General features: G+C 47.4%; 19 protein-coding genes. 15 read left to right on the top strand and 4 right to left on the bottom strand.

Translation table 11 applies throughout. From position 1 onward, the window contains the following. The 6 genes from AXFE_RS21545 to AXFE_RS12395 form a co-directional block, all read left to right on the top strand. Window positions 1-322 (top strand): IS1595 family transposase (locus AXFE_RS21545; protein WP_407071687.1); only part of this gene is annotated, 322 nt, incomplete at its 5' end. A gap of 39 nt (window positions 323-361) precedes the next feature. Further along, entirely contained in the window at window positions 362-640 is a 279-nt protein-coding gene (locus AXFE_RS21540; protein WP_407071679.1) for a hypothetical protein, read from the top strand. Further along, complete coding sequence (locus AXFE_RS21535; RefSeq protein WP_249685680.1) at window positions 537-803, top strand: transposase; 267 nt, start codon at window positions 537-539, stop codon at window positions 801-803. Before AXFE_RS21540 ends, AXFE_RS21535 begins: the two co-directional genes overlap by 104 nt. A gap of 623 nt (window positions 804-1,426) precedes the next feature. Next, the gene (gene coaBC / locus AXFE_RS12405; protein WP_052606280.1) at window positions 1,427-2,680 is read left to right on the top strand and encodes a bifunctional phosphopantothenoylcysteine decarboxylase/phosphopantothenate--cysteine ligase CoaBC; all 1,254 of its coding nucleotides are present in this window, start codon (window positions 1,427-1,429) and stop codon (window positions 2,678-2,680) included. A gap of 110 nt (window positions 2,681-2,790) precedes the next feature. Further along, window positions 2,791-3,984 carry a methionine adenosyltransferase gene (gene metK, locus AXFE_RS12400; protein ID WP_052606279.1) on the top strand — a complete coding sequence of 398 codons (1,194 nt, stop codon included), beginning with the start codon at window positions 2,791-2,793 and terminating at the stop codon, window positions 3,982-3,984. Continuing rightward, window positions 3,956-6,046, top strand: a complete 2,091-nt coding sequence (locus AXFE_RS12395) for a primosomal protein N' family DNA-binding protein (protein WP_052606278.1) — start codon at window positions 3,956-3,958, stop codon at window positions 6,044-6,046. Before metK ends, AXFE_RS12395 begins: the two co-directional genes overlap by 29 nt. A gap of 45 nt (window positions 6,047-6,091) precedes the next feature. Here AXFE_RS12395 and AXFE_RS12390 read toward each other — a convergent pair whose 3' ends face one another. Then, complete coding sequence (locus AXFE_RS12390; protein WP_152626073.1) at window positions 6,092-6,418, bottom strand: hypothetical protein; 327 nt, start codon at window positions 6,416-6,418, stop codon at window positions 6,092-6,094. 408 nt (window positions 6,419-6,826) lie between these two features. Here AXFE_RS12390 and AXFE_RS12385 point away from each other — a divergent pair, with 408 nt between their 5' ends. Beyond that, a complete protein-coding gene (locus AXFE_RS12385) occupies window positions 6,827-7,093 on the top strand; it encodes a hypothetical protein (protein WP_152626072.1) in 267 nt (88 codons plus the stop codon). Window positions 7,094-7,533: 440 nt separating this feature from the next. Here the strand turns inward: AXFE_RS12385 and AXFE_RS12380 are convergent, their stop codons facing one another. Beyond that, window positions 7,534-8,361: an SCO6745 family protein gene (locus AXFE_RS12380; protein ID WP_052606275.1), complete on the bottom strand. Its 828-nt coding sequence runs from the start codon at window positions 8,359-8,361 to the stop codon at window positions 7,534-7,536. A 488-nt stretch (window positions 8,362-8,849) separates the two neighbouring features. Here AXFE_RS12380 and def point away from each other — a divergent pair, with 488 nt between their 5' ends. From def to ribH, 5 genes are all read left to right on the top strand, one after another. Further along, window positions 8,850-9,347, top strand: a complete 498-nt coding sequence (gene def, locus AXFE_RS12375; RefSeq protein WP_052606274.1) for a peptide deformylase — start codon at window positions 8,850-8,852, stop codon at window positions 9,345-9,347. Beyond that, window positions 9,347-10,264, top strand: coding sequence for a methionyl-tRNA formyltransferase (gene fmt / locus AXFE_RS12370; protein ID WP_052606273.1), 918 nt, complete (start codon window positions 9,347-9,349; stop codon window positions 10,262-10,264). Before def ends, fmt begins: the two co-directional genes overlap by 1 nt. 30 nt (window positions 10,265-10,294) lie before the next feature. After that, entirely contained in the window at window positions 10,295-10,873 is a 579-nt protein-coding gene (locus AXFE_RS12365) for a riboflavin synthase (protein ID WP_052606272.1), read from the top strand. 58 nt (window positions 10,874-10,931) lie between these two features. Beyond that, window positions 10,932-12,146: a bifunctional 3,4-dihydroxy-2-butanone-4-phosphate synthase/GTP cyclohydrolase II gene (locus tag AXFE_RS12360; protein WP_052606271.1), complete on the top strand. Its 1,215-nt coding sequence runs from the start codon at window positions 10,932-10,934 to the stop codon at window positions 12,144-12,146. A gap of 243 nt (window positions 12,147-12,389) precedes the next feature. Beyond that, entirely contained in the window at window positions 12,390-12,860 is a 471-nt protein-coding gene (ribH, locus tag AXFE_RS12355; protein ID WP_052606270.1) for a 6,7-dimethyl-8-ribityllumazine synthase, read from the top strand. Window positions 12,861-13,265: 405 nt separating this feature from the next. On the opposite strand, the gene ribD is transcribed toward ribH, so the two are convergent. Beyond that, window positions 13,266-14,276 carry a bifunctional diaminohydroxyphosphoribosylaminopyrimidine deaminase/5-amino-6-(5-phosphoribosylamino)uracil reductase RibD gene (ribD, locus tag AXFE_RS12345; RefSeq protein WP_160291851.1) on the bottom strand — a complete coding sequence of 337 codons (1,011 nt, stop codon included), beginning with the start codon at window positions 14,274-14,276 and terminating at the stop codon, window positions 13,266-13,268. Between the two features lie 41 nt (window positions 14,277-14,317). Then, window positions 14,318-14,797 carry a MogA/MoaB family molybdenum cofactor biosynthesis protein gene (locus AXFE_RS12340; RefSeq protein ID WP_052606267.1) on the bottom strand — a complete coding sequence of 160 codons (480 nt, stop codon included), beginning with the start codon at window positions 14,795-14,797 and terminating at the stop codon, window positions 14,318-14,320. Window positions 14,798-15,427: 630 nt separating this feature from the next. Between AXFE_RS12340 and fdhF the strand changes: the two genes are divergently transcribed. From fdhF to hisG, 3 genes are all read left to right on the top strand, one after another. Then, on the top strand, window positions 15,428-18,391 hold the full coding sequence (gene fdhF / locus AXFE_RS12330) for a formate dehydrogenase subunit alpha (protein WP_052606265.1): 2,964 nt from the start codon (window positions 15,428-15,430) through the stop codon (window positions 18,389-18,391). A gap of 4 nt (window positions 18,392-18,395) precedes the next feature. Continuing rightward, complete coding sequence (locus AXFE_RS12325) at window positions 18,396-18,803, top strand: DUF1641 domain-containing protein (RefSeq protein WP_052606264.1); 408 nt, start codon at window positions 18,396-18,398, stop codon at window positions 18,801-18,803. A 198-nt stretch (window positions 18,804-19,001) separates the two neighbouring features. Continuing rightward, on the top strand, window positions 19,002-19,877 hold the full coding sequence (gene hisG, locus AXFE_RS12320; protein WP_052606263.1) for an ATP phosphoribosyltransferase: 876 nt from the start codon (window positions 19,002-19,004) through the stop codon (window positions 19,875-19,877). Window positions 19,878-20,110 lie beyond the last annotated feature (233 nt).

Raw genomic sequence — 20,110 nt, 5'->3', positions numbered from 1 at the left:
AAGAAATGCAGCATCTCGAGCTCCACTTTTTCAATGTAAATCTTGTCACCGTCAAACTAGCGTTACCTCCGGAACCATCTTCCATCGAAGCCATATCTCTTTATCCAAGTGGTTCTCCGCTATCTATCTATTGTCCAACGACAAGCGTGGTCTTTCGGCTACTACCATTGCTAAATTCGTTCAAGTATCTTATTCGACTGGCTGGTTGATGCTAAATAAGCTACGAAAAGCAATGGCTGACCGAAATGGTTTATATAAACTTGGAGGAAACGTCCAGGTAGATGAGTTCTTTTTAGGTGGTGAGAGCCATGGCGAAGGCTAAAGAGGAAAGGGAACAAAACAAACCAATGTCCTAATTGGAGTGTCGATTAGCAATGGTGCTCCTACTCATTGCTTCATGGAAGTAATCAAAGATACCACTGCTAAATCATTCAAAGATGTTTTTGTGAGACGTTTAGATTCCGATACCAAGCTGATAAGTGATGGTAACCCAAGTTACGGGGTATGTGCTGAAAGACCTTGGACTAGCGCATTCGATCACTCTATCCAAAGACGAACAAGCACATGTAACATTCAAATGGCTCAACATCCTGATAGGGAACTGCAAGAAATTTATCGACGGAACATACCACGGACGTGAGGAACATAAGCAACTTTACCTCGAGGAATTCGCATACCGATTCAACCGAAGGCACTTTGAAATGTCCTTGGTAGAGCGACTTCTCAATACATGTGTGTTTGCGTCTCCACATCCGCTACTCCGCGAATCTGATTCCAAAATGGCTCTTGCTTACGAAACTTGATAAGTATGTTTGGAATTTATTGACTTCGGCTCTGCAAAAGCCACTTTGAGTTACATGACTTGTTTGGTGTTTTAGCCCAAAAGTTTTAGCCAAATAGCTTTCAGCCCAATAGCTTTCAGCCCAAGAATTCCCAATGCGGTAGCTTTTTCGCTTCATTCGAATGGGCAGAACAGCTGGGATTCTGTATTCTTCCCCAGTACCTATTTGTGCTTTCTCCCTTCTCCCTTCTCCCTCAAGATATTTCTAGGTCTTTTGAGAGGTCAACTTGTTGAGCTCTATTTATCCTTGGGCGCGGCTAAAGATGGGGCTTAAGATATTGATCGGTGTTATCTATTCTTTTCGTAATTAGTTCCCTGATTGCTTTGTTCCCTGATTACTTTGTTGGTTGTTCGCAAGTGACAGCCACCAAGGTAAATGCGAACGAGGTAAATGCGAACAAGGAAAATGCGAAGTCATTGACGGCAACGGCTTTCCATCTTCTTTTTCTCTTCCGGTGACGTTGCCTTTTCTGGCTGTCTGACTCATAATCTGCTTATTGAAGGTTCGGGTTCTCTCGTCAAAGTAGGACCATAACCTACGTCTCATCGAGGTAGTTGGGATCAAGTTGGATAACATCGAAGGTAATGGAAAAGAATTTAATTAAAGGCAGGAATATAGCGCTGGGGGTTTCGGGTGGCATTGCTGCATATAAGGCAGTTGAGCTTTGCAGAGCACTCGTTGATGCCGGCGCCTATGTGACTCCGATATTGACCGAGTCGGCGCTTCAATTTGTCGGCCTTGCAACCTTTCGCGCCTTGGGTACCCACGAGCCGTTGACCGATCTGTGGACTTCAGGAGATCCAATTCCTCACACCAAGGTAGGGCAGAATTCAGATCTAATAGTTGTTGCTCCTGCGACTGCCAATCTCATTGGAAAGTTTGCAGGTGCTATCGCCGATGATGCGCTAACTACTACATTGATTGCGAGCGCTGCGCCGATAGTTCTTTGCGGGGCAATGCACACAGAGATGTGGTTCCACCCAGGGGTCATAGAGAATGTTCAAAAGATCAGGGATCGGGGATTTTGCGTAGTGGATCCTGAGGCGGGTCGACTAGCGGGTGGCGACGTTGGCTTTGGGCGGCTAGCCCCGACGCATAAGATTATGGAAGCGATTCAAACTGAGTTGGAGCGGAGAGATGAGGAAGAGGCAGGAGATTCTCAGCCGCTGAAAGGCCGGCGCCTTTTGATAAGTCTCGGTGGCACCAGAGAGGCGATCGATCCAGTTCGCTTTATTGGCAATCGATCCAGTGGCAAACAGGGAATTGCAATCGTCACAGAAGCCGCTTTACTTGGCGCTGTAGGTGTGGTTGTATCTACCGTGGACTTTGCTCGCGTTGATGGTTTTGAGACGATTCGGGTTGAGAGCGCGCTTGAGATGCACCAAGAGATACTTTCCCATTTGCCAGAGAGCGACGGACTCATCATGTGTGCTGCTGTAGCGGACTATCGGGTGAAAAATCCTGCCTCAATTAAGATTAAAAAGGGTGCTAGTGCGCCTCAAATTGAACTGATCGAGAATCCCGATATCTTGGCTGACTCCTCTAGCTACATAAAATCGAACGACCTTAAATGTGTAACCGTTGGCTTTGCAGCTGAGACCAATGATGCTCTTTTAAATGGGAAGAAGAAGCTATCCAAGAAGGGGATCGATTTGATAGTCGTAAACGACGTCACTGAAGATGGAAGTGGCTTTGGATCGGACTCCAACGCTGTGTGGATTTTAGGCTCGGAGGGCTCGTCTGAGCGTATCGATCTAGCCAAGAAGTCCAAGATAGCAAAGTCTCTTCTTTTATCATTGGTGAAAATACTTGATTTGAAGTTCCCGTTGAAAAACTAAGCTTTGGGGATAGTTCAACACCGTTAGTAATTTGTGTTGGAAGAGTTTTCAGATTCGCCCCACGGATTCCTTAGGGAAGACTATTAATCAAGGACATGGGAGTTTATAAAATGTCAAAGCGGTATACATTTACATCGGAGTCTGTAACCGAAGGTCACCCAGACAAGATGGCCGATCAGATCTCCGATTCGGTTCTGGATGCCATTTTGACCCAGGATCCAAATGGTCGTGTGGCTTGTGAGACCCTCCTGACAACTGGCTTGGTCGTCGTGGCTGGCGAGATCTCGACCTCTAGCTATGTGGATATTCCCCACCTAGTCCGAAATACGATCTGTGACATTGGGTACACCTCTGAGAGCTATGGCTTTGATGGAAATACCTGTGGTGTAATAGTCTCGATTGACGAGCAAAGCGCTGATATCTCCCAGGGTGTTACCACCGCTCTTGAGACTCGCTCTCGTTCAACCTCGGATGAACTGGATCTTTTGGGGGCCGGAGATCAGGGGATGATGTTTGGTTACGCCTGTGATGAGACGCCAGATTTGATGCCGCTTCCGATTTGGCTCGCGCACAGATTGGCCCAAAGGCTCTCTGAGGTACGTCGGGCGGGTGTTTTACCATATCTACGCCCTGACGGTAAGACTCAAGTAACGATCGAATATGAAGGAAATGTTCCTGTTCGCCTCGATACAGTTTTGATCTCTACTCAGCATCAGCCTGGAATCGATTTAGAGACTCTTCTACTACCAGACCTACGAGAGTCGGTTATTAATCCTATGATTCCTGAAGGACTTGACCATAAGGGATTTAGGATTCTAGCAAATCCAACCGGTCGCTTTGAGATCGGCGGACCACATGCCGACACGGGTTTAACGGGGCGCAAGATTATAGTTGACACCTATGGAGGCTCGGCCCGTCACGGTGGCGGTGCGTTTTCAGGCAAGGATCCATCTAAAGTCGATCGATCTGCCGCATATGCAGCTCGTTGGGTTGCAAAGCATGTGGTAGCCAGTGGCGCTGCGAGTCGCTGCGAGGTCCAGGTGGCCTATGCAATTGGTGTAGCAAGACCGGTCTCGTTGATGGTCGAAACTTTCGGTACTGAAGTGGTCTCACCAGATGCGATAACCAAGGCAATTGGCGAGACCTTTGATCTACGTCCGGCCGCGATCATTCGTGATCTCGATCTACGACGTCCTATCTACCGTAAGACTGCAGCCTATGGCCATTTCGGCCGTAACGACAAGGGCTTCACATGGGAGATCCTAAGTAACCTTGATGAATTCAAGCGAGCCCTCGGCAACTGATACCATCTCAGAGTTCCCCAGTGATTCTCATGAACTCGATGAGGGTTTGGACCATGTTGGTCATTTCGTAGGGGTTCGTTTTGACGTTGTCTCTTTGGAGCGAGTATTTTCATATTCGGTTCCCAAAGAGTTGATAGGAAAGATCGGACTGGGAACTCCAGTACGAGCCCCGCTGAACAACAGAAGTGCTAGAGGATGGGTTGTTGAATATCCTCATCGACCCACCGTAGCAATCGATAAGGTTTTAGAGCTCTATTTTCTAGATAATTATGCTCTCTCGACAGAGCTCTATGAGCTCTGTCGATTTGGTGCGTGGCGCTATGGGTCGAATCTAGTACATTTTCTAAAACATGCACGAAGTGCGGCCGCTTCAACTCCGTATTCACTTCAAGGGGATGGCGAAGGTATGGGGCGGGCGAATTTGACTAATCCTACCACCAAGAGATCCTCCAGGCAGGGCCTAGATGCAGGAATTGAGGCGTCAGAAGGTGACGCATTTGAAGCTGGCTCATTAGAAGCTAGACAAGGCTCTGATCTTCAAAAAAAGGCCGCCCCGGGTTCCACCTACATCCGAATTAGCCCATGTGAAAGCGTTGAGGATACCATCTTTGAACTCTGCATTCGGGCTATCTCTATGCAAAAACGAGTACTCGTTCTCTTTGGTAATGAGTTTGAGATGCAAAGAAGTAACTTGCGCCTTGGTCAAATGGGTCTATCTACTTACGTTCTAGAGCGAGGCGATACCAAAAAGGCCAGGTCACAGCGAGTTGACGCTAGCTGTATAATATCGAGTCGTATTGGCGTCTTCGCGCCAATTGGTAATCTCGGAGCAATTGTTGTCGTGGATCCTGCCGATAGCGGCCACAAGAATTCCTCGGAGCCTACCTGGGAGAGTGCCGTCATCGCTCAGCGGCGAGGCGAGTTGGAGCGTTGTGACCTGATTTCAATATCTGGCTATCCAAGTCCGGAATATTCCCATCAAACTCGGATCGTAACCAAGGGAAACGACTCCAAGTGCTGGCCAAAGGTCGCTGAGGTGGATTTGAATGAGAACGGAGGAGTTCTTGTCAATAGCGATCTTGTACATTGGATCAATCGGATTAGGGAGAGCGTTGTAGGAAGAGATAAGGCTCCAGTTCTTTTGATTCATAATAGAAAGGGAAAGATCAATCGATTTAAGTGTACAAAGTGCAAGAAGACCGTTTTGTGTGAGGCGTGTTCCACCCCGTTGATCATGGGAGAACCATACAGCGAAGAGGGAAAGAACACGCCGAATTTTTTACATCACTATGAATTTCGAACCGAGAAGGCAAAGAGCGATTTTGAGAAGCTTTTCCCCAGGGGTCTGATTTGTCCAAAGTGCCGTCTTCCTACCCCAGTAGCCTGTGGCCTTTGTAAATCGACCAGAATTGTAGCGGTCTCATTTGGTACGACCCGAATCGCAGACGAACTTGAATCGATACTTTCTATAAAGGTACCGCTCTTAGATGAGAAGAACTTCTCATCAATCGAAGTTGAATCGGCAGAGGTGGTCGTTGGTACCGTGGGAGCTTTGACGAGGCTCGAGCGAGTGTCGGGAGTTGGCTTCGTGGACTTTGACCAATTCTTTGCTACGCCTAGCTTTCATTCGACTAATCGAATCTTTGGCCACTGGTATAGGGCAGCTCGCCTTCTTTTTCAAAGTGGCTTCGAGCCCAATGGTGAATCTCAAAGTCGGATCTTGATCCAAAGCAGAGATTTGGGCTCAGATCTTCTAAATTCGATAATAACAAGGTCACCAAAGTCTCTTTTGGAGTTAGATCGAAATCAACGCAAGGAGTTAGACTTACCTCCATATTGTGCACTGGCTACCTTTTATGGTGATGGAGCTTCGCTCTTTAGTCTTTCAACCTTTGATTTGATAAATACTGATCCCCGTTTTTCAAATGTCGAGATGATTTCCCTAGGTGAGGATCGCTACGTCATAAAAGCACTAGACCATGACCTCCTTAGTGGCCTGATTGAGACTCTTAGCCCTTACCGCAATGAAGTTCACCTGCACGTGGACCCAAGAGAGATTTAGCCGCTTTGAAGCACGAGAGGCTCTTGCGAGATTTATCTTTACTGACTACTTATTCCGAGGCGTTATTGAATTATTGAGCTTTGTTGCATTGTAGGGCATTGTCGAATTGTCGAATTGTCGAATTGTCGAATTGTCGAGACCGCTATGGCGAGCGGTGTATCTGTATGGGGCAATAGCCCCAAGGCAATAAAGATCTGAAAGATTCCTCTTGGTGAAATTACTTTTTTGATCGTCTTGATAGGTCGTAAAGTTGTGCTCTGTGTCGCTGGTTGATATGGATGGTGAAATTGAATCATTGAGATGAACAGGATTTTTAGAAGCGACGACTTTAAACAGGTGACTACAAAAGCGATCCTCGGCGATTCGTCCCATGTGAGTCGTCCCAGATGAGGCTTTTTAGGCAAGGCGATGCCCATGATTTTTGCTCCAACTCTTTTGCTCCAACTCTCTAGCTGGGTGTTGTTGAGCAATCTCTAAAGGATCCTTTCTTGGTCTCCGTCAAAGGATCTCCGATCTTTTATGTGCTTTTTACCCAGTGGTGCATCCGTGATTCATTGAGATTGTTCATTTAGATGGGCTCGGTTGAATATTTTTGGAATGAGCCATGTAGACGCATTCGAAGCATCGATTACGGATCATTTTTTATGTGATCGTTACTTTTTATAATAGCGTTTGTGGTGGGTTGTTCTTGTTGGAATGGCTTTATTTTGACTGGGTGAGGCCATTGGGAGCGTATTCGTCCCGAGGTAGATTCGATTTCGGATTTTGATAATGGCGACAGTGGCAGTCTGGATAGTTGCTCTCATTGGTATTTTGGCGAACTCGAATTTCAACAGGTCTAAATCCGTGACGTGTCTCGTTATGGCGATCAAAGGAAATTGGGTAGCAGTCGCGAATCTTCGAGAGGTGCGTGAGTTTTTGGAAGGATTTAAAGTTGGCTTGCCTTGCTGCGGGGTCGAATTGACGGTTGCGGCAAATTTGATTTTAGGTGTCGAAAACTTTGAGGTTCAATTAGTGGCCTTTGATTGTAGGAACGACTCCTTGTGACTTTTCATTAATCTTTCGGCGATAGGTCTAGTCTGGTATAACCTTAGACAAATGCCGACTTAGAATTTTTGGGAGATAGGGATGCGAGCGACCCTGACTTAGATAAGGCTGCGTGTCACCTGATTTTTGGTTCTCAAGTCGAAACACGACAGGACCGTAGGTGGCGATGCGCGCTTTGACATATGAGGCATAGACCTATCTCAATAAGACAGAGCTAAATCTCAATAAGACAGAGTTAAATCTCAATAAGACAGAGCTAAATTACGCAGAAATGCATGAACTAGTGCTTTTGAAATGGTGAGATAATGCCATATTGGCTTTCGAATGGTATGTTAGCGCGCTCTTGTTTGTCTGAATTCGAATCTGTTTGGTTTTATGGATGCGGGCGACCTTCCTAAAGCTTTGACACTTGGGAAGGTCGCCTCGGGAAGATGTATCTTCTAAATCGGAAGTGAGTGGGTCTCTTTGACTAACTTCGATAGCTTTTGAAGAGTTTCGATGACCCTTTCGGTATCGTCTGCGAGTTGGGCAGGCCCTTGGTTTGAGAGTGCGTCGGTCTCGTCTTCAATAGATGCCTTCAGAGATTTCCCCTCGGTGGTGAGTGATTGACCGTCTTTAGCGACAAGACCTCTAGTGATTAGCACTTGGAGAGCGTCATCCCACTCTTGATCGCTAAATCCTCGCGATCTGGTGAGAAATTCTCTAGGGATTCTCCCATCTAGGAAGTGGAGATAATTTGCTTCAATTCCACTTATCTGTGCACGCACGAGGCAGTTAATATGGTTGTCGCCTCGGTGTTCACGAAATAGAGTGATCAGCTGCCATAGCCGCGTTGGTCGATCGGAGCTTAATTCTATGGATAGGTGACCGGCAAATAGTGGTCGACCGTAGAGGGGCAACGTCTTGGAAATTGGTTCAAGTTTCTCAATCAAATAATCAACTTCGTCTCCAAGGCTTTGACATGGAACGGCGAGCATCTCGCCTGCTGCTTTGAGTCTCGCCTCGATCATGGCCCCTGGGGTTGTTAGAGACCAAGCTAGGGGTATGAAATTTTCTATCGCTGAAGGCGAAAATGAGTAGAAGCTAGAAGTGACCACAGGGGCTGTTACCGCTCCCATACCTGCCACCCGTGAGGCGAAATAGCCCATAAAGCGGGACGAGACGCCAGCTTGTTTGTAGTATTGGTGGGCCGGGTCATAGAAGTATATGCCAGCATGCGCTAACTCATATGCCTTATAAAAGCGACGTGCATTTGCCAAGTTTTCCAATTCCGTTGGCTCCTTTCATCATTTTTTTCATCCTTTTTGAATAGTTCGCCTCAAATAGAAGATTCCTATCTTTGGTTTGGATGGTCAGTGGATTATCGTTCTTGGGGTTTGTCTTGTTTAGGTTTGTGTTTAGGTGCGTGTCATTAGTTTTCTCGGTTATATACAAAACGAGAACTCAACTTCCTCCATGATCTTACTCTTTGCCGATGGTCTATATTGGCTGAAGTTAAAGTGGCCCTAATTTAGCGAAATGGGGCAGCTGCCTTACTTTGGTTTGACTAGTCGGTAAGTCCAAGAGGCAGTGTTTTATCGAGCGTTTCTCAAACCTCACTTTGTGGGGTGTTTTGTACAATAGCATTGGCCGTGAGCTTCAAAGGAGATGTTTGTAACCTTTTGAAAGCATCAGCTCGGTTATAATCGTTGAACTTTGAAGAACGCGAAGGTCGGTTGGTTTCAATAGCGACACGAAGCGGACTAGGATGTAAGTTGTGTCTAAACTTCCGATTCGTACCTATGGTGATCCAGTTTTACGTCAACGAACTAAGGCGGTCGACACTATCGACGGTTCGATTGCACGCCTTTGCGAAGAGATGATCGAGGTAATGCGCATCGCACCCGGTGTAGGGTTGGCTGCGAACCAAATAGGTATATCCAAAAGCATCTTTGTCTATGACATTGGCGATGGTTCTAGGGTTGTTCTAAATCCCGTAATCACCGAGACCTCCGGCGAATGGACCTACGAGGAAGGGTGCCTTAGTGTGCCCGGGTTGTTCTGGCCGATTACTCGTCCCAAAGTGGTTCATTTGGAAGGGATCGACCTAAACGGAGATCCCGTATCTATAGAAGGGGACAACTTATTAGGTCGCGTATTTCAACACGAACTTGATCACCTAAACGGTGTATTGCTTGTTGAACGGTTAGATCCTGATCAATTAAAGGCTTCGAAGAAGGAACTTCGTAAGCTCGCACTCGAAAGTATGAAATAGTGGCAAATAAAAATGAGTTCAGTAGCCTTTCTAGTAATCCAAAGATTGTCTTTATGGGTTCACCCCAAGAGGCCGCAAGCGTCTTAGAGCACCTTATCGAATCGGATATGACGCCGGTTTGTGTAGTCACTAATCCACCAGCTCGACGCGGCAGAGGAAAGGCGATCTCGCCCACGCTCGTTGAAGAAGTTGCACTTGTCCATGGCATCAAAGTTCTTTATGATCCGGTGGAGTTGGTTGATTTTGACTTCGACCTTGGAGTGGTGGTTGCCTTTGGAAAGATCCTTAGTGATGAGATTCTGGAGCTTGCTCCTTTTGTCAACATACATTTTTCGCTGCTACCAAGGTGGAGAGGTGCCGCTCCGATCGAGCGGGCAATTCTTGCCGGAGATGAAAAGGTAGGGGTGTGCCTAATGGAGATCGGCCCTGGCCTTGATGAAGGTGATATCTTTGCCCAGTCGGAGTTGATTCTATCGGGTGATGAGACCTCTCAAGAGCTAAGAGAGACACTTACCGAGATAGGCGCCGAGCTATTGGTCGATCATCTTTCTAAGGGTAGCGAGGGTTTCTCACAAAGAGTTACGCAGAATGGTGAAGTGACTTACGCTAAGAAGATTACCTCTGACGACCTCCATTGCGACTTCAACTTGGATTCTGAGGCTAATTTCAAGATCGTTAGATTGGGTGAGGCCTGGACGACGCTAAAGGATAAGCGCGTCAAGATCATTTCAGCGCGGCCTATAGAGATCGATGCGCTCGATGATGATGATCCGGGAACGATAGTTGATGATATCGTAATCTGTAATCCAGGTGGCCTACTTTTGTTAGAGGTGCAGCCTGAGGGGCGAAGGGTGATGACTGCGTCTGATTGGTTGCGTGGAGTTAGAGTCGGCTCTAAGAAGTTATCATTTCAGTAGCAGCTATCAATCATTGGAGTTGATGATTTAATGTTTACCGGTTTAGTCCAAAGTATTGGCTCTGTGGTTGGAATAGATTCTTCAAGATATATCTTTCAATGGCTCAACCGAGGCAAAGGCTTTGAAATTGGTGAATCGATTTCGGTGGATGGTTGTTGTTTGACTGTGGTGGATTTCAGTGATGAGACCTTTAGCACCGATGTTGTTTGCGAGACTCAATCTAGGACAAAGGTACTGACCTACACCTTGGAGACAAGGGTAAACCTAGAAGCTGCCATGCTCGCCAGCGATTCAATTGGTGGCCACTTTGTTTTAGGTCACATTGATTCAACCGCCAAGGTGCTAAGCGCTGGCGAGAGATTTCGCATTGAAATCTCACCAAGCGACGCCCTCTACGTCGTCGAAAAGGGGTCTATCGCTATCGACGGGGTATCTTTGACCGTTGCTGGAAATGGCGAGGATTGGGTTGAGGTAGCTTTGATCCCTCACACTCTTTTAGTCACAACTCTTGGAGATCGAGCGCCGGGCGATCTTGTCAACATAGAATTTGATGTTTTGGCTAAGCACGTATCTCGAATTGCCAGCGCGCAGTTTTCGGCAGTTAGATAGCTTTGCCGATTGTATTTGGCTTGTGCCAAGTTTATTTTTTCGTAATTGAGGTTTTGTTGTGCCGTTAGCTGCAATTGAAGAGGCTATTAAAGCCATCGCACGTGGAGAGATGGTGGTGGTGGTCGACGATGAGGATCGTGAGAATGAGGGCGACCTCATTATGGCCTCCCAATTCGTTACCAGCGAAGCGATAAGCTTTTACCTAGAACATACCTCAGGTCTAATCTGTGCCTCGATGATCGGTAAGCGCCTCGACGAGCTAGACCTTCCTCTGATGGTTCATGAGAACACGGAATCTCAAAGAACTGCCTTTACCGTTACCGTGGATGCGGTGCACGGAACCACAACTGGCATATCTTCTTCTGATCGAGCAGCAACTATTCAGGCGTTGGTAAATCCTCTAACAAAGCCGAGGGACCTGGCTCGACCTGGCCATGTGCTGCCGCTACGATATCGCCAAGGTGGGGTTCTCAAGCGTCAAGGTCACACTGAGGCGGCTGTCGATTTGGCGATTTTGGCAGGACTTGCTCCTTCTGGTATTCTCTGTGAAATTGTCACCAGTGATAAATCGGCAATGGCACGTTTTGATGAGCTGGAGTCCTTTTCGACAAAGCACGGCCTTGTAATGATCTCTATTGCAGATCTTGTTCGGTATAGGCGAAAAAACGAAAAATTAGTTCGTCGGGTCGATGGTGCGTCGGCTAAGATCCCGACAAAATACGGTGATTTTGTCGGATATGTCTTTGAATCACTGCTCGATGGCGAAAGCCACTTTGCCCTTACGATGGGTGAGATCGATCCAGATGTAGCAACTCTCGTGCGTGTTCATTCGGAATGTCTCACAGGGGATGTCTTTGGCTCGATGAGATGCGACTGTGGTCCGCAGCTCGATAGTGCTCTTGAGATGGTCGCAAAGGCGGGATCAGGGGTAATTGTTTACTTGAGGGGCCACGAGGGGCGCGGAATTGGAATCGCGCATAAGATTCGTGCTTATTCTCTACAAGATGAGGGCTTCGATACCGTTGATGCCAATCTGGAGCTTGGACTTCCAGTTGATTCGCGAGAATATGGCATTGGAGCTCAGATATTGGTGGATCTTGGCGTCGGAAAGATGCGGCTGCTCACTAATAATCCCGCCAAATACGGAGGTTTGGCCGGTTTTGGCCTTGACATCGTCGATAGAGTTGCACTAACGACCTCTCCTAATCCGTCAAATATTGAATATCTTCGGACTAAGAAGAGTCGCATGGGTCACCTGATCGAAGGTATATGATCGACTCAATTCTGCGAGAGTGGTCGCAGCATTTTTGGGTCGTGACGTTTTAGGCCAAAGCGTTTTGGGTCAAAGCTAGCCTGTGCAAAATGGTTTTTTGAGCGCTTTGACAGTTGACTTTGACCCTTGATGGAGCAAAATTAATCGAGCAAAATTGACAGCACAATGAATTTCGATGACTCCATAACTGCGGTCATCTGTCATAATTTGGATGAATAGTCCACAAGGTGAAAGGAAGCTCGAATGGGAGCTGTTTATTTAGGTACATATGAACCTCCGAAGTGGCGAGTGTTGATTGTGGCGTCTCGCTTCAACGAGCTGGTTGTGGATCCATTGGTTGAGGGCGCCAAGCGTTGCTTGGTTCGTCATGGAATGGATGAAGCCAATATTGACCTGGCCTATGCACCCGGAGCAGCGGAGTTGCCTTTGCTGGCAAAGGTGGGGGCTAAGAGCGGTCGCTACGGAGCAATTATCTGCCTTGGTGCAGTGATTCGTGGAGCTACGAGCCACTACGACGTTGTCGTCTCCTCCATGGCCTCAGGTATATTGAACGCCTCGCTTGAGAGTGAAGTCCCAGTGATTATGGGTGTTCTTACAACGGATAGTATTGAACAAGCTCTTGAGCGGGCGGGAACTAAGGCCGGAAATAAGGGATTTGATGCAGCGATGGCGGCTCTTGAGATGCGCTCGGTGATGGACCAGATCCAAAGCTGACGCTGATGGACTTCTATTTTTTGTAAGAGTCTTTAGCAAGAGATTGAGAACAGCTGCAAGAGATCGAGAACAGCTGCAAGAGATCGAGAAAGGCTGCAAGAGATCGAGAACAGCTGCAAGAGATCGAGAACAGCTGCAAGAGACTAGTTGCCAGGGACTGAGGAAAGCGCTTTTTGGCTCAACGACAAATCAAGGTGTCGTTGCATTCTTTGGCAATAGTCTCACCAAGGCAACTTTAGGAGTCAACCAAGAAATCTAAGGCTTGATTGTTGTGGTGAGAGACTTGGACAGATATAAGTTGCACTGGCTTGGTTATCATTTAGTGGGCTTTAAGACTTTCTGATCGGCGAAATTTAATTTCTGGATTTTCCCATAGTGATTGACGAATCAAAGCGGATTACTGTCTTAGTGGTTCGTTGAAGCTGTTACGACTTCTTGGATGAGCTTCGTGGTCTCTTTTGATTGGACAATTACCTCTATGTCACCCCTATGAGTTCTAGTATCGAGGTGATCAAACTCATAGGCCATGGCCATCGTTAGCGCACCTTGGCCCTCGAAGAGTCGCAGACCTTGCCCACCTCCTAAAACTTTAGGGGCATAGAAGATGTGTAATCTGTCGATCAGGTGCTGATTGAGAAATTGATTTGCTACGTGTGCGCCTCCCTCTATCATTGCCATGAGGTTGCCTTCTTTGCCTAGTTCGCTAAGTAGATCTTTGATATCACCACTAAATGACCTAGCGGGATGGACTTTCGCATTTGGTGGGATCGCTCCGAGTACTACTCGTAGGGGCGAGCGTCGATTTTCTAATCGAACTGTGAGAGATGGGTCGTCGATTTTAAGGGTTCCAGATCCAGCGATTATCACGTCGCTGTCGGCCCGAAGTTCTTGCACTGCCAGACGGGATTCCTCGTTGGTGATCCATTTGGAGGTTCCGTCACTTGCGGCGATGTATCCATCTAAGGTAGATGCCAACTTGACCAATGTCATTGGGCGTCCCAACTTCCTAGAGATTAGATATCCAACTAGATCCATTGCGACCTCTTTAGCGCGGACACCGACGCAAACTTCAATCCCGGCTTCACGAAGGATCTTTATTCCACTTCCAGCAACTCTTGGATCAGGGTCGATTATTCCGACCACGACTCGTTCTATTCCTGATGAGATGATTCGCTCGACGCACGGGGGAGTCTTACCATGGTGTGAGCATGGCTCTAGTGTTACCCAAAGGGTTCCAGATCGGGCTCTATCACCCAGTTTGTCCAGCGCCACAATCTCGCCATGGCGATCGCCAGGTGCTTGAGTCGACCCGCTTACAATTTCATTGTCGTAAGTTTGTATTATCGCTCCCACCCATGGATTTGGTCGGGCAATGATTCGAGAATCGCAAGAGGCTGCGATGGCAAGACGCATCATTTGGTCGTCTTTGTCGCTCCAGCTGTTAGTGTCGTCTTGGCTCATGGTTTAGTTGGGTGAGGATTCGCAGGGTCCTCCAAAAGTGCTAGAGCATGTCCTAGATGATCGATCACGGCTTGAAGGTTTTCGGTCGCACCCTTTGGGGAGCCCGGTGTATTTAAAATGAGGCTCGATCGATAAATCCCTGATTTTCCTCGTGAGAGCATCCCCAAGGGGTTAGCTGCGCGCATATATTCGCTAAAGCCTGGTGCTTCCCGTTCGATTACGAGAGCCGTACCCTCGGGAGTCTGGTCTCGTTTGCTAAATCCAGTGCCACCGGTGGTTACAATGAGGCCATGAAAGTCTTTTGCTAGCTCCAACAGGTTCGAAGCTACAACGTCTCTTCCATCTTCACAGACGCGTCGCTCGATAACTACGAAGTCGTTATTGATTAGGAGTTCTTCAATTGCTAGCCCCGATAGATCTTGTCTGGCTCCGCTCGCTACTCCATCTGATACAGTGAGAATCTTCGCTTCTTGCATTTATTAAAACCTCCTTGGCTACACCCTAGTAAATGGAGGTGTTCGGTGTGGCCAGACGGATGGATCGACGAAATAACCTTCTAACTATAGATACCAAAGACGCCACTGTTTGGTCAGATTTCTTGACTTAGTTGTTAGTTGAATATAGGACGATCGCAGCTCACTTGACTCGACAACTTGTATCAGGTGGGTTTCGGTCCGCCGTTGTTGTCGCTTGTAGGCGCAAAGAGGTGGGTGTCGAAACATCTCGTTGCCCTGCGATTAGATTGCCCAGTTGTATGGCAATTTCTGTCGCACCCCTTGTACAAGATGTGACCAGGGTGTCGTTTACCTGAGATAGATATAGATTTAGTATTGTGGTGCCGAGCAACGCTTCGCAATTAGGTGATACGTCATTTCGGGTCAAAGCTACTTATTTCTAAGCAACCTTCGGTAGCTCTAGACGGTAATTTGGACTCTGTAGAGGTCGTGAGATTTGGCTTTGGCGACCTTTGGGTCACTGGACTGTATGGATTGTCAGATAGCCGGCCAGTTATCGCCATTAGCCGAAATGATTTTTGGTGCCCATCTGGAATTTTGGCTCCCTATTGACTCAGTAATCGTAAATTTATAGATGTAGGCTTGGCTACTATGGAATATGGTCAAGAGATTTCGATTACGATAAATGGTATTGAGGCGACCTGTCGAGTTGGTGAGTTGCTAATTGATGTAGTCAATCGTTACAAGCAGACGTTGCCTCAGATCTGTTACAACGAAGTGTTGGGTCCAATTCGGACATGTGATACATGTTTTGTTGAGGTTGATTCAAAGCTTGTACGAGCATGCGATTCCCGAGTTAGCCACGCCATGGCCGTGTTGAGTGATTCTCCAAGTGCTAAGGCGGCTCAAATAGAAGCAATCTCTCGTGTTTTGCATAATCACGACCTCTACTGCACCTTATGTGAGAACAATAACGGCAATTGCGTAATCCATAACACGATATCGGCTTCTGGGATTAAGCACCCAAAGTATGAATTTGAAGCTAAGCCATATGAGATCGACGCTTCTCATCCCTTTTATCGATATGATCCAAGCCAGTGTATCCTCTGTGGTCGCTGCGTAGAGGCTTGTCAGGATCTCCAGGTCAACGAGACCCTCTCGATCGATTGGAGTTTGGAACGGCCACGTGTCATATGGGACGATGGTGTATTGGCCGGTGAATCTAGCTGCGTAGGATGTGGTCACTGCGTTACGGTTTGTCCATGTAATGCATTGATAGAAAAGTCGATGCTTGGTGAAGCCGGGTTTCTTTCTGGCCTACCTTCTTCGTTGACTACCCCAATGATCGCACTTACAAAAGCAGCCGAACCAGCTACTGGAATTCAGTCGGTTATGGCTATCTCGGAGATGGAATCTCGGCTTCGAGGGTCGCAGATCAAAAAGACCAAGACCGTATGTACCTATTGTGGAGTCGGCTGTAGCTTTGAGGTATGGACCAAAGGTCGCAAGATCCTAAAAGTGGAACCGAGCGATGGTCCGACAAATGCCGTATCTACCTGCGTAAAAGGTAAATTTGGATGGGACTACATAAATTCCAAGGAACGACTTACTACTCCGTTGATTCGAGATGGCGAGGGTTTTCGTGAAACGAGTTGGGATGAGGCTATATCCTATATAGCCCGACGCATGAGAGAGATAAAAGGTGAAGCCGGAGCCGACGCATTGGGCTTCATCTCTTCTTCAAAGTGCACCAACGAAGAGAGTTACCTCATGCAAAAGTTGGCTCGTGCGGTTGTTGGGACCAATAACATTGACAATTGCTCTAGATACTGCCAGAGTCCAGCGACGATGGGACTCTGGAGAACGGTTGGAATCGGAGGCGACTCTGGTTCGGTGACCGATATAGAGGCCGCGGGGCTGGTGATAATCATTGGTTCAAATACAGCAGAGAGCCACCCGGTGATCGCGACGCGAATAAAACGTTCACATAAGCTCAAGGGTCAGCGGTTGATAGTCGCGGATCTTCGTCGTCATGAGATGGCCGAGCGTGCAGATATCTTCCTTCATCCAAAACCAGGAACCGATTTGGTTTGGCTCAGTGGGGTCACTAGGTATATTTATGAAAATAACTTAGCTGATCAGGAGTTCCTTACGTCAAAGGTTGAAAACCTAGAGAACTATATCGCTAGCCTTGAGCCTTTTGATCTAGAGACAACCTCAAATATTACTGGAATCTCAAAAGAGACACTCATAGAAGTGGCTAATGAGATCGTCAGCGCCAAGGGCGTCGTAATCTGTTGGGCAATGGGCGTTACCCAACATAATGGGGGCTCAGATACCTCTACGGCGATCTCTAACTTACTTTTGATCACTGGAAACTATGGAAAACCAGGGTGTGGTTCCTATCCATTGCGTGGACATAACAACGTTCAAGGTGCCTCTGATTTTGGATCGATGCCAGCGATGATGCCAGGCTATGAAAAACTATCTGATCCTGTTGTAGTGGCCAAGTGGGAGCGACAGTGGGGCGTCGATCTACCAAAGACGGCTGGTCTCGATAACCATGAGATGGTGGACGCCATCCATAGCGGTTCCCTAAAGGCCCTATATTTGATCGGCGAAGATATGGGTCTTGTCGATGCTAACATTAACCACGTCCAGAGCGCCTTTGAGAAGTTGGAGCTCTTTGTTGTGCAAGATATCTTCTTTTCCAAGACTGCGCAATTTGCAGATGTAATTCTGCCAGCGAGTCCGAGTCTAGAGAAAGAGGGAACGTTCACAAATACCGAGCGTCGCATTCAGCGACTTTATCAAGCGTTAGAGCCATTGGGTGAGTCACGCCCTGACTGGAAGATTATAACTTCAATTGGGAATGCGCTTGGTGCCAATTGGAGCTATGGCTCGCCCGAGGAGATCATGGACGAGGCATCTAGGTGTGCCGAAATCTTTGTCGGTGTTACCTATGGGGCGCTGGAAGGATTTTCATCGCTTCAGTGGCCGGTAAAACCAGATGGAAGCGATACCCCCGTCTTGTTTTTGGATGGTTTTGCCTTTCCATCTGGAAAAGCTCAACTCTATCCACTCGAGTTCATTGAACCAAGCGAAGTGACTGACGATGAATTCGACTTACACGTCAACAATGGCCGCCTCCTGGAGCATTTTCATGAGGGGAATATGACATATAAGTCTCAGGGAATTTCATCTAGAACTCCAGGTACTTTCTTGGAAGTATCTCCCGAGCTGGCTAAAGAACGAAATCTTAGCGATGGGAGTGTTGTTCGACTTACCTCTCGCCGTGGAGCGGTAAAGGTGTCGGTTTTGATTAGTGACCGGGTTCAGGGGCGTGAAGTTTACCTGCCCATGAATTCTCAAAGTAATGAGAGCGCTATCAATGCACTTACCTCGTCTCATACAGATCGAGCTACTCATACCCCTGCATACAAAGAGCTAGCGGTCAAGATGGAGGTTTTGTCGGCTAAAGGTAAGTCTCCACTTCCTAAAAATAACTTTCGCAATGGTGTGAGGAACCCCCAAATGGGAGTTTTGGTAGAAAGCAAATGGGAGCGAAGCGACTACGTAGAGCCTTCGCAACCCAGAAAAGATGGAGGGTTATAATCCAATGGCCAAGGCGATTGAAAATTACAAACCAGAATTTGATGAAAAGCTATTGATTCAAGATGAGCTGGCACGTCTTGTGGAGAACCTCTCAACCTCAAAGGTCACTGAGTTGTTGAATGCCCTTTTAGAGAATGGACCGCAGTCGACAAGTGTGATTGTGGAGAAGATGAATAATCCATCGACTCGACAAGGAATTGAAAATTTGGCTCGTTTTTTAGGATTGGCAGGACAACTCGATCCGAAGTTGCTCCGGGGCCTCCAAAGTGGTCTTTCGGCTACTTCGGAGATCCTTGGATCTAAGCGTTCTCCAACATTTATGGAATTGTTTAGAACGATGCGAAGTGCTGAGGTGAGAAGAGGAATCGCCATGGGACTTGCTTTTGTGGCTGGCATTGGTTCAAAGTCATAAAGTGAAAGTCATTTGAGGCTTACCTGATGGACCATCACCTTTGTATTTGTTTGCATTCAAAGAGGGTGAATCGTTGGTTTGGTTGAGTTCTTTGGATATTGGCGAAACATCCACAAATCAATTGCTCAAGGTTACTCTTGGTCAGATCCTTGACGGCTAGGGTTATTATCGATGAGTTTGAATAAAGTAGAGGTTTGAATGCTAAAGGTTGTGCTTCCAAAGGGATCGTTGGAGAAGGCGACTCTGGAGCTATTTGGAGATGCTGATCTAGTTGTTGAGCGTTCATCGGAGGTGGACTATCGAGCTAGCGTCGACGACCCAAGGATCGATGAGGTTCGAATCTTGCGACCACAGGAGATTCCAACCTATGTTGCCGATGGCCTCTTTGACATAGGAATTACCGGTCGAGATTGGGTTGAAGAGACCTCGAGCACGTTGGTGAGTATTGGAGAGCTGAGATACTCAAAGGTCACTACTAATCCAATTCGAGTTGTGCTGGCAGTTTCGGAATCTTCAGGAGTCAAGTCGGTCTCAGATCTCAAAGACGGCGTCAGGGTGACTACCGAGTACCCGAATTTGACTCGACGATATTTCGAGGACAAAGGGATTGATGCAGACGTATTTCTTTCTTATGGAGCGACTGAAGCTAAAATTCCAGATATAGCCGATGCTGTGGTAGAAATCACTGAGACCGGAAGGGCTATCCGCGCGGCAGGACTGCGTATTATCGATACAGTTTTGGTCTCGTACACTGAACTTTTGGCTAATCCAATTGCTGCTGCTGATCCGGCTAAAAGGCACGCGATGAATCAGCTCTATACCCTCTTGTCGGGAACGCTTGCTGCAAGGGGTCAAGTCTTACTCAAGCTGAATGTGGGTGGATCGGATCTCGAGAAGGTAATTTCTCTAATTCCATCCATGAAGGCGCCTACGGTGGCAGAACTCTTTGGTCACGCTGGTTTTGCGGTCGAGACGGTCGTGCCGCGCAAGGGGATTAACACCTTGATTCCAATGTTGGTAGACGCAGGTGCTACCGGCATCTTGGAGCTTCCGCTCTCTAAAATTATCCCGTAGTGCTTCTTTTGATTGACGATAAGGTAAGGTTTCGGTCGCCGCCTCATCCCTAGCTCCATTGTTGGGCTGAATTTACCTATATGGGTGCTTTTTGATTTTGGGCGGGGTACAACTCTCGTCTTGTAGCCGTGTGGCGTTAAATTCACGATAAGTTCCCCTGTGGGGATGGGAGATTTGCAACGGCATCCATTGTTCTGTGGCGTGCAATCCTTGGACGTGTAGACATAGTGGCG

The sequence above is a fragment of the Acidithrix ferrooxidans genome (assembly GCF_000949295.1).
Classification (GTDB): Bacteria; Actinomycetota; Acidimicrobiia; order Acidimicrobiales; family Acidimicrobiaceae; genus Acidithrix; species Acidithrix ferrooxidans.
The sequence above is the reverse complement of the archived record's forward strand: the minus strand, read 5'-3'. Positions and strand labels throughout refer to the sequence as shown.

Coding starts and splice junctions, on each gene's coding strand:
- coaBC (WP_052606280.1), top strand. CDS start 1,427: ATGGAAAAGAATTTAATTAAAGGCAGGAATATAGCGCTGGGGGTTTCG.
- metK (WP_052606279.1), top strand. CDS start 2,791: ATGTCAAAGCGGTATACATTTACATCGGAGTCTGTAACCGAAGGTCAC.
- AXFE_RS12395 (WP_052606278.1), top strand. CDS start 3,956: ATGAATTCAAGCGAGCCCTCGGCAACTGATACCATCTCAGAGTTCCCC.
- AXFE_RS12390 (WP_152626073.1), bottom strand. CDS start 6,418: ATGGGACGAATCGCCGAGGATCGCTTTTGTAGTCACCTGTTTAAAGTC.
- AXFE_RS12365 (WP_052606272.1), top strand. CDS start 10,295: ATGTTTACCGGTTTAGTCCAAAGTATTGGCTCTGTGGTTGGAATAGAT.
- ribH (WP_052606270.1), top strand. CDS start 12,390: ATGGGAGCTGTTTATTTAGGTACATATGAACCTCCGAAGTGGCGAGTG.
- ribD (WP_160291851.1), bottom strand. CDS start 14,276: ATGATGCGTCTTGCCATCGCAGCCTCTTGCGATTCTCGAATCATTGCC.
- AXFE_RS12340 (WP_052606267.1), bottom strand. CDS start 14,797: ATGCAAGAAGCGAAGATTCTCACTGTATCAGATGGAGTAGCGAGCGGA.
- fdhF (WP_052606265.1), top strand. CDS start 15,428: ATGGAATATGGTCAAGAGATTTCGATTACGATAAATGGTATTGAGGCG.
- AXFE_RS12325 (WP_052606264.1), top strand. CDS start 18,396: ATGGCCAAGGCGATTGAAAATTACAAACCAGAATTTGATGAAAAGCTA.
- hisG (WP_052606263.1), top strand. CDS start 19,002: ATGCTAAAGGTTGTGCTTCCAAAGGGATCGTTGGAGAAGGCGACTCTG.